Genomic DNA, 9046 nt, shown 5'->3' with positions numbered 1-9046 from the left:
GGCCCGTTGGTCAAGGGGTTAAGACACCTCCCTTTCACGGAGGTAACAGGGGTTCGAATCCCCTACGGGTCACTTTAATTTGATTCTTCGATTGGGGATGAGAACCCATCAGGGTTCGTCGAAGCATTTACATCGTTAGAAATTGCATCGCAGTCTCGAACGATAGTGAGAGTATCCCCTACGAGTCACTTTCTTTTTACATAATGGAGACTTAGCTCAGCTGGGAGAGCATCTACCTTACAAGCAGAGGGTCGGGGGTTCGATCCCCTCAGTCTCCATTCTTAATATCGCGGGGTGGAGCAGCTCGGTAGCTCGTCGGGCTCATAACCCGAAGGTCGCAGGTTCAAATCCTGCCCCCGCAATTGAATTACATGGAACTGTGGTGTAGAGGCCTAACATGCCTGCCTGTCACGCAGGAGATCGCGGGTTCGAATCCCGTCAGTTCCGCCATTATAATCCTTTGATAAGTAGTTGGTTCGAGTCTATATGACTCTCCATATATATGCGCGTGTGGCGGAATTGGCAGACGCACTAGACTTAGGATCTAGCGTCTTTGACGTGGGGGTTCAAGTCCCTCCACGCGCATCCTATTAAGCGGAAGTGGCTCAGCGGTAGAGCATCGCCTTGCCAAGGCGAGGGTCGCGGGTTCGATTCCCGTCTTCCGCTTTTATTTATTTTCACCCTAGTTACTCGAATATCGTTTGAAGAAGGTATTGAAATTACAAAATAGGCCGGTGTGGCGGAATTGGCAGACGCGCGCGACTCAAAATCGTGAGGGAAACCGTGGGGGTTCGAGTCCCTTCACCGGCATTGTTTATCGGGATGTAGCTCAGCTTGGTAGAGCACCTGGTTTGGGACCAGGGGGTCGCATGTTCAAATCGTGTCATCCCGATTCATAAAAAGGTTATCGCATACGCGGTAGCCTTTTTTGTATATATTTAGCGAATTCGGGTCACACTTAACAAAAAAAGTGTGATAGAAGGGGATTCCATTGATATTTTTTCGACGAAAAGATAAAGATAAACGATTCAAAGGGCTTAAACGAATTTTTTGGAGGCTTACAATTTGTTTAGTACTCGCGGCTATGGCTTTAGGCGGGCTTCCGCTATCACAATCATTGCAATCTCTATTGACTATGCCGGACAATGTGGAGGTCATCGGGAATAATTTAAATTTGATGGAAGAGTCTGATCCCTCACAGGAACTGCTTATAAAGAAAATTGAAGATACAGAACAGCTAACAGAAGTTGCCTTGGAGAAGAGTTATATTTGTGGTGTGGAGACCATATCTCTTGGAATATTCGATACCGCTGAAATGGTATCCATCATTAAACAGCATCCCGATTGGAGCGGCCGTTTGGACCAGAACCGACTTATACTGAACGAACAAATCAATGATTTATCTCCAGAATGCAGAGAAAATGCATTTATGGGGATGGACCCTAACGGGAATTTGATACTGTACCAAGGCGAACCTGACGAAGAAAAAGTGATTCGTACGTTTTTTCAGCTAGACGTAGGTACGATGGAATCCTCCCTCCCGGAAGGAGTACTTGAGCAGCTCCATAAAGGGATCCGCATCCAGGATGTTGATGAATATAACAGTGTTTTGTCAACTTTTAGTGATTACGCAGTAGCACCGGTCGGAAATATTGTAAGATGATCATTCCTAAAATATAAAGTTGTAGTTAATTGAAAGAGGGCAGTGAAAACTGCCTTTTTTTGCGTTCCTTTTGTTCGATATTCACGAAATTGTAGGAGTTTTCGTCGAAGTGCAAACTTTTTCGTTCTACACCTTGAACATTTGATATAATGATTAAACGATACATATGTTCGCAGATGTTAAGGAGAGATGGTTTTGCGCTTTTTAGGAATTGATCCTGGGATTGCTATTGTAGGGTTTGGCTTCGTAGATAAAACAGGGAACAAATTAACACCTGTACAATACGGATCGATCCAGACAGAGGCACATACGCCTGAAGAGGAACGACTTCTACATGTATATGAAGCGATGTCCCAATTAATAGATAAATATAAACCGGATGCGGTTGCGCTGGAAAAATTGTTTTTTAATCGAAATGTGACCACAGCGATGTCAGTAAGTCAGGCGAGGGGAGTGCTTGTTCTTGCTGCTACGCAAAGAGGTCTGCCTATTGCGGAGTACACACCAATGCAGGTCAAGCAGGCTATCGTTGGCTACGGTAAGGCAGAGAAGAAACAGGTACAGGAAATGGTTCGGATGTATCTCAAGCTGCAGGCTGTCCCTAAACCTGATGATGTCGCGGATGCCCTGGCTGTGGCTATATGTCATGCCCATTCTTATACTCTAAATTCGAAGTTAAATGAGGTTACGAGAAAATGATAGATTATATTAAAGGACCTGTGGTCATGATTGAAAATGATTATGTGGTCGTCGATGTTCAAGGAATCGGATATCAGATTTTTTGCCCGAATCCTTTTATTTTTGCTAAGCAGGAAGGGACTGCTGTGACCGTTTATACACATCATCATGTGCGAGAGGATGCCATGCTGTTGTACGGTTTTTCGACTCGTGAGGAGCAGCAGCTGTTTCGTAAATTAATCGAAGTCTCAGGGATTGGTCCTCGGGTAGCACTGGGTATCCTAACCGGAGGCACACCTGATCAGCTGATAGCGGCCATTCATCAAGAGAACATTATGTTCCTTACGAAACTACCGGGTATCGGTAAAAAGACGGCACAGCGGATGATACTTGACCTGAAGGACAAGCTTGACGGATTCGGAGGTACCATGTATGCTACCGGTCTATTCGCACCGAATGTGGCGGAAGAAGGCGATGGCTCCTATTGGTCAGAGGCACGAGAGGGCCTGAAGGCACTTGGATATACAGACAGCGAGCTGGACAAAGTATGGCTCAAGATGAAGAATGAGACAACGGCTGAGGATACAGCTGATCTCTTGATGAAGAAAGCACTTAAAATGTTGTTTACCGGATAAAGAAAGTGGGTTATTCCCGGCTTGTTAATGCTTGAAACAGAATAGAGGGATAAATATGGATGAACGGATTATATCCGCCAATCTGATGATGGAAGATCATGCGGTGGAGCTAAGTTTACGGCCCCGCTATTTAAATGAATATATAGGGCAAGATCAGGTCAAGGAGAATCTAAAGGTATATATTGAGGCCGCCAAAATGCGTAATGAAGCGCTGGATCACGTGTTATTGTACGGACCGCCGGGTCTTGGCAAAACAACATTATCCAATATTATCGCGAATGAGCTGGGTGTTAACCTTCGGACAACCTCAGGTCCTGCGATTGAACGGCCGGGTGATCTGGCTGCGCTCTTAACCAATTTGCAGGAAGGCGATGTTTTATTTATCGATGAAATTCATCGATTGCATCGTTCCGTTGAAGAAGTGCTGTATCCAGCTATGGAGGATTTTGCTCTTGATATTATGATCGGTAAAGGACCGAGTGCGCGTTCTGTGAGACTTGATCTTCCTCCATTTACACTGGTGGGCGCTACTACACGAGCAGGACTGCTGTCCGCACCGTTACGAGATCGTTTCGGGGTAATCAGTCGTCTTGAATTCTATACCGTGGACGAGCTGACTTATATTGTATCTCGTACAGCGGACTTGCTCGGCATTGAGATTGTTGGCGATGCGGCGGAAGAGATTGCACTTCGTTCGAGAGGAACGCCTCGAATTGCGAACAGATTGCTGAAGCGTGTACGTGATTTTGCTATGGTGCGCGGAGATGGAATCATAACTTCAGCCTTGGCAGAGGAAGCTCTAAAAAGATTGCAAATCGATCCTCGTGGACTTGACGATATAGATTATAAGATGCTGAAGTCGATGGTCATGAGCTTCCGTGGCGGGCCTGTCGGACTTGATACAATTGCAGCAACAATAGGGGAAGAAAGTCAGACGATCGAGGATGTCTACGAGCCTTATCTGCTTCAGATTGGATTTCTGCAGAGGACACCAAGAGGCAGAGTTGTAACACCTGCTGCATATGAACATCTCGGTATTCCCATGCCGACAGATAAATAGAGTTTAACGTTAGGTAAGTCATGACTACAGGCTTGTCCCGCCGCTGGAGAACAGACAATATACTTTCCAGCATCTTATTTTAAATGATGCCCAAAATCGTTGGTTAAGCAGGATAAACCTATATGTTTGAGGGTTTTGCTGACTTAATAAATTCGAAATATGCAAAAATCTGAGGTTCATCGTGCAGTAGTACAAACCGTATGAACGATAGAAATGGAGTCTTTGCACCAACATCGGGGAGGAGAATAACTAAATGTACCGAAGAACAAAGCCCAGCGAACATCGTTTGCATTGGTTAAAGAGGGCGAAGCTCGCTGTAGCAGCTGCAGTAGTAGCAGGAAGTCTTTACATGCCGTCACATGCTAATGCATCGGAAGTCGATACGATTCGTGTAGCTATGTTTGTTGACCTAGGCAGCACGTATAAGTCAACCACGCCGGCAGTTACTATGCAAACATCTGGAAATGGGACTGCTGGAATGTCAGGAAATAACGGATACGAAGCCTGGCTTACACTTTCAAGTGCTGATGAGGTTCGATTCAGTGTTGACGGGTATCGTTTAAAAGTATTCGAAACTAATGAGTTTGCAAAAGCGGCAGCCATCACTAAAGCTCTGCAGAGCACGGCTGACAAACCGATTATGTATTCTGCTTCTAAGAGCGGTAAAATAGTTTATCAGGTATATACAGGCAATTATAATACGCTGAGTCTGGCAGAGGCAGCTGCTTCACGAATTGCCCAGAATAACAGCGCCCTGTTAAACGGTCAAAAGCCTGCTGTGAAGGGAAGTAAACATAGCTCCGTAGGCGTCTACGCTTCCAAGGCAGCTGCTGACAAGGTGCGCAGCACAATTACGGCTGAAGGATTTGATGCTTATACGGTGCTGCAATCCAAGGGCACAGGGGCTCCTGAATATTCAGTTTGGATCGGTGAAGAGACGACAGATGCACTGCTCACTTCTGTTGAAAAAGCAGTGAAACAACAGCTGCCTCAGCTCACAATGACACCGGTCGTTCCAAGTACCAAAGCAATGATTATTCGAGAGGATACAACGCTGAATCTCGCTTCACCAGCAGCGAGGGATCATTATATCGTCAGTGGAAATGAGGCTAAGCTTGTACTGGACGGAGGAGAAGCTGGAACTCGTGTTACAGAACGTTCAGCAAGAACCTATCGTGGTGATTTTGAGATTAGCAGCTATAACGGTCAATTGGCATTGGTTAATGAGCTGCCGCTTGAACAATATCTCTACTCTGTAGTGGGGACGGAGGTATATACATCCTGGCCGGAAGAGACACTGAAAGCCCAGGCTGTTGCTGCACGGAGCTATGCTCTGTATCAGGGCAATCGTTTTACCATAGCCAATGTTGTAGATACGACGCTCAGTCAAGCCTACAATGGAATGGGTGCAGAGCATGAGCGTGTTACACAGGCCGTTGATGCGACGTCGGGTGAGGTTCTGAAGAGCGGCGGCAAGATTATTGAAGCGATCTTCTCATCCAATGCAGGGGGAACCACAGCTGATCCCTCAGAGGTGTGGAATGGCGGCGGAAACTTATTCGCTAGCGTAGAAAGTCCGGGGGACAAAGCAGCTCAGGAAGGTACATACGAGTGGTATCATGTGCTGCTTGCCGATGGCAAGACAGGCTACGTAAGGGAAGACAATACCAAATTGCTTGAAGGCACTACAGCGGCAGGGCTTCCAAAGCTGACAGTGACAGCTCAGAATACGAATGTGCGAAAAATTCCTTTGATTCAATCCGCTGTAAATCCAATATCACAATTGAATCCGGGAACAGAAGCCGTAGTTCTAGGCAAGGTTAATGAATCCGGAAGCTTCAGCTGGATGAGAGGTCCTTTCACATCCGCAGAGGTCGTAGCTATGCTCCAAGGCAAAGTAAACACCACTGTACCGTCCTCTATTACAAGTCTTGAAGTTACCGAACGAGGGTCGTCAGGCCGTGCTCTAGAAGTACGGGCCAACGCTCAGGTCCTTGGCGTAAAATATGGAGACGCTTATCGATCCGCATTTGGCAGCTTGCCAAGTACATTGTTTGATATTACGGATACCGGAAGTTATACTGTACTAGGTGCAAACGGACAAACCGCGGAGAAAAAAGGTTCTGGCGGTGCTTCTGTCATTTCAGCTTCGGGAACCTCATCCTACTCCGGCAATTCAATGGTCGTTATGAACGGCGATGGTAATGCAAGGGCTGTAAGCAAGACCCAATCCTTCTTGTTTAATGGACAAGGGTATGGTCACGGCTTGGGATTGTCTCAATGGGGTGCCAAGGGAATGGCAGATGAAGGGTATGATTACCAGTCTATTTTGAAACACTATTATCAGAATGTAACTATTGTTAAGGAATGACGAACTTATGAATGTAGATTTGTATGATTTTGAACTACCGGAGTCTCTGATTGCTCAAACGCCGCTAAAAGAGCGCAGCGCATCACGGCTGCTTACACTCAATAAAGAGACAGGTGCGATGGGGCACCACACTTTTACGGATATCATAGATTATCTTAATCCGGGGGATACATTAATACTTAATGATACAAGGGTTATTCCCGCCAGATTATTTGGTGTTAAAGAGGATACTGGCGCTAAGGCTGAAGTTCTCTTACTGCATAATCTTGGGGAAGATCGCTGGGAAACGCTCGTTAAGCCGGGGAAAAAGCTAAAGAAGGGAGCCGTCATCCGATTCGGTGAAGAGTTGTCCGCTACAATTGAGGAAGAGAGCGATATGGGTGGACGAGTAATTCGCTTTAGCTATGACGGTATTTTCCAGGAAATACTGGATCGTTTAGGGCAGATGCCACTTCCTCCGTATATTAAGGAGAAGCTGGAGGATAAGGAACGCTATCAGACAGTATATGCTAAGCATGAAGGCTCTGCAGCGGCTCCAACGGCAGGTCTTCACTTCACTGAAGAGCTCCTTGAGAGAATTCAGGCCAAAGGAATCTCAATTGGATTCATAACCCTTCATGTAGGGCTTGGAACGTTTCGTCCCATGTCGGTCGATGTCGTAGAGGAACATGTCATGCATGCGGAATACTACTCTCTGAATCAAGAAACAGCGGATCTGATTAATGAGACGAAAAACCGTGGGGGAAGAGTTATCGCCGTGGGAACAACGAGCTGCCGAACCCTCGAAACCGTAGGGACCCAGCTTGAAGGTAAAGAGCTGACAGCCAGCAGTGGCTGGACAGATATATTTATGTACCCAGGGTATGAATTTAAGGTCGTTGATGCTCTAATCACGAATTTCCACCTTCCCAAATCAACACTTGTCATGCTGGTAAGTGCTCTTGCTGGTCTTGAGAACATCATGACTGCCTACAAAGAGGCAGTAAATCAAGAATATCGTTTCTTCAGCTTCGGAGATTCAATGTTCATTTACTAAGATAGAGGATGAGAATAATAAAATGTCAGCAGCAATTACTTATGAACATATCAAAACCTGTAAGCAATCAGGTGCCCGTTTGGGACGAGTCCACACGCCGCATGGTGTTATCGAGACTCCCATTTTTATGCCGGTAGGAACCCAAGCTACAGTTAAGACAATGAGTCCGGAAGAGCTTAAAGAGATGGAGGCTCAGATTATACTGAGCAACACCTATCATTTGTTTTTGCGTCCAGGACACGATATTGTACGTGAAGCGGGAGGCCTGCACAAATTTATGAATTGGGATCGTCCTATTCTGACGGATAGCGGCGGATTTCAAGTGTTCTCCTTGAGCGACATGCGTAAAATCACTGAGGAAGGGGTACATTTCCGATCTCATTTGAACGGGGATAAATTGTTCCTCTCTCCTGAGGTTGCAATGGAGATTCAAAACTCTCTTGGTTCGGATATTATGATGGCCTTTGATGAATGCCCTCCATATCCTGCAGACTATGAATACGTTAAGAGATCGCTCGAAAGAACGAGCCGCTGGGCAGAGCGCTGTCTTGAAAGTCATGCAAGACCTCATGACCAAGGTTTGTTCGCGATCATACAAGGTGGAATGCATGAAGATTTGCGTAAACAAAGCGCTCAAGATTTGACTTCCATGGATTTCCCGGGGTATGCTATTGGTGGACTAAGTGTGGGAGAGCCCAAACATTTAATGTACCAAGTTTTGGATTATACGGTCCCATTGCTTCCGGCAGATAAGCCGCGTTATTTGATGGGTGTCGGTTCCCCTGATGCATTGATTGAGGGAGCAATCCGAGGCGTGGATATGTTTGATTGTGTACTTCCTACTCGTATTGCACGTAATGGAACTACAATGACTAGTCAAGGCAGACTTGTTGTGCGTAACGCGAAGTATGCCCGTGATTTTAGTCCGCTTGATCCTGAATGCGATTGCTATACATGCCGGAACTACTCAAGAGCATATCTACGGCACTTGATTAAGGCAGACGAAACGTTTGGCCTACGTCTTACAACGTATCATAACCTGCATTTCTTATTGAATTTAATGAAGAAAGTGCGTCAGGCGATCATGGATGACCGTCTACTAGATTTCCGTGATGAATTCTTTGAGCAATATGGTCTCCATGACAATGACAAAGGATTTTAGATCCGCGAGTATGGTTTAAGCAGGATCATGATTATAAGGATTGTTAATTTTAGAAAGGGGGGAAAACAGATGATAAATGCTCCATTACAAGCAGGAGGTACAGGCGGTAGTCTTCAGCTCATCATAATGATGGTACTTATGTTTGCGGTGTTTTATTTTCTTCTGATCAGACCGCAGCAAAAGAGACAAAAAGAACATAGAAACTTGCTGAACTCCTTGAAAAAGGGAGATAAGGTCGTTACAATTGGCGGACTTCACGGTGTGATCACTGAAGTTACGGACGATACGATCGTTTTGCGCGTAAACGATGTCACTAAGTTGACATTTAACCGCAACAGCATCAGCTCCGTCGTTCCAAGAGAAAGCGAAGAAACAGCATAAGCATCCGCTTGAATTGAAGTGAACATGAATGCTCTTAATAGGGACAAACAGGTGCACTAA

At 45.7% G+C, this 9046-nt stretch carries 8 protein-coding genes and 8 tRNA genes; all 16 read left to right on the top strand.

Annotation, left to right across the window (positions count from 1 at the left end):
• The 16 genes from BM415_RS14255 (at position 1) to yajC (ending at position 8986) form a co-directional block, all read left to right on the top strand.
• A tRNA-Glu gene (locus tag BM415_RS14255) sits at positions 1 to 72 on the top strand.
• Positions 73 to 205: 133 nt separating this feature from the next.
• Positions 206 to 278: transfer RNA gene (locus tag BM415_RS14250), tRNA-Val, on the top strand.
• Between the two features lie 10 nt (positions 279 to 288).
• Positions 289 to 362, top strand: a tRNA-Met gene (locus BM415_RS14245).
• A gap of 11 nt (positions 363 to 373) precedes the next feature.
• Positions 374 to 450: transfer RNA gene (locus tag BM415_RS14240), tRNA-Asp, on the top strand.
• A gap of 54 nt (positions 451 to 504) precedes the next feature.
• Positions 505 to 585: transfer RNA gene (locus BM415_RS14235), tRNA-Leu, on the top strand.
• A gap of 9 nt (positions 586 to 594) precedes the next feature.
• Positions 595 to 666: transfer RNA gene (locus tag BM415_RS14230), tRNA-Gly, on the top strand.
• A gap of 64 nt (positions 667 to 730) precedes the next feature.
• A tRNA-Leu gene (locus BM415_RS14225) sits at positions 731 to 810 on the top strand.
• Positions 811 to 818: 8 nt separating this feature from the next.
• Positions 819 to 892: transfer RNA gene (locus tag BM415_RS14220), tRNA-Pro, on the top strand.
• Between the two features lie 99 nt (positions 893 to 991).
• Positions 992 to 1663 (top strand): BofC C-terminal domain-containing protein, encoded by a 672-nt coding sequence (locus BM415_RS14215; RefSeq protein ID WP_244533235.1) that lies wholly within the window; start codon positions 992 to 994, stop codon positions 1661 to 1663.
• A gap of 195 nt (positions 1664 to 1858) precedes the next feature.
• Positions 1859 to 2362, top strand: coding sequence for a crossover junction endodeoxyribonuclease RuvC (gene ruvC / locus BM415_RS14210; protein WP_091158928.1), 504 nt, complete (start codon positions 1859 to 1861; stop codon positions 2360 to 2362).
• Positions 2359 to 2976, top strand: a complete 618-nt coding sequence (gene ruvA / locus BM415_RS14205) for a Holliday junction branch migration protein RuvA (RefSeq protein ID WP_091158927.1) — start codon at positions 2359 to 2361, stop codon at positions 2974 to 2976. Before ruvC ends, ruvA begins: the two co-directional genes overlap by 4 nt.
• 55 nt (positions 2977 to 3031) lie before the next feature.
• Positions 3032 to 4036 (top strand): Holliday junction branch migration DNA helicase RuvB, encoded by a 1005-nt coding sequence (ruvB, locus tag BM415_RS14200; protein ID WP_091158925.1) that lies wholly within the window; start codon positions 3032 to 3034, stop codon positions 4034 to 4036.
• Between the two features lie 253 nt (positions 4037 to 4289).
• Complete coding sequence (locus BM415_RS14195) at positions 4290 to 6407, top strand: SpoIID/LytB domain-containing protein (protein ID WP_091158923.1); 2118 nt, start codon at positions 4290 to 4292, stop codon at positions 6405 to 6407.
• Positions 6408 to 6414: 7 nt separating this feature from the next.
• The gene (gene queA / locus BM415_RS14190; RefSeq protein WP_091158922.1) at positions 6415 to 7443 is read left to right on the top strand and encodes a tRNA preQ1(34) S-adenosylmethionine ribosyltransferase-isomerase QueA; all 1029 of its coding nucleotides are present in this window, start codon (positions 6415 to 6417) and stop codon (positions 7441 to 7443) included.
• 22 nt (positions 7444 to 7465) lie between these two features.
• Positions 7466 to 8605: a tRNA guanosine(34) transglycosylase Tgt gene (gene tgt, locus BM415_RS14185; protein WP_091158920.1), complete on the top strand. Its 1140-nt coding sequence runs from the start codon at positions 7466 to 7468 to the stop codon at positions 8603 to 8605.
• Between the two features lie 69 nt (positions 8606 to 8674).
• Positions 8675 to 8986: a preprotein translocase subunit YajC gene (gene yajC / locus BM415_RS14180; protein ID WP_091158918.1), complete on the top strand. Its 312-nt coding sequence runs from the start codon at positions 8675 to 8677 to the stop codon at positions 8984 to 8986.
• The last annotated feature ends 60 nt before the right edge of the window (positions 8987 to 9046 follow it).

The sequence above is a fragment of the Paenibacillus sp. 453mf genome, assembly GCF_900116105.1.
Taxonomy (GTDB): Bacteria; Bacillota; Bacilli; order Paenibacillales; family Paenibacillaceae; genus Paenibacillus; species Paenibacillus provencensis.
The sequence above is the reverse complement of the archived record's forward strand: the minus strand, read 5'-3'. Positions and strand labels throughout refer to the sequence as shown.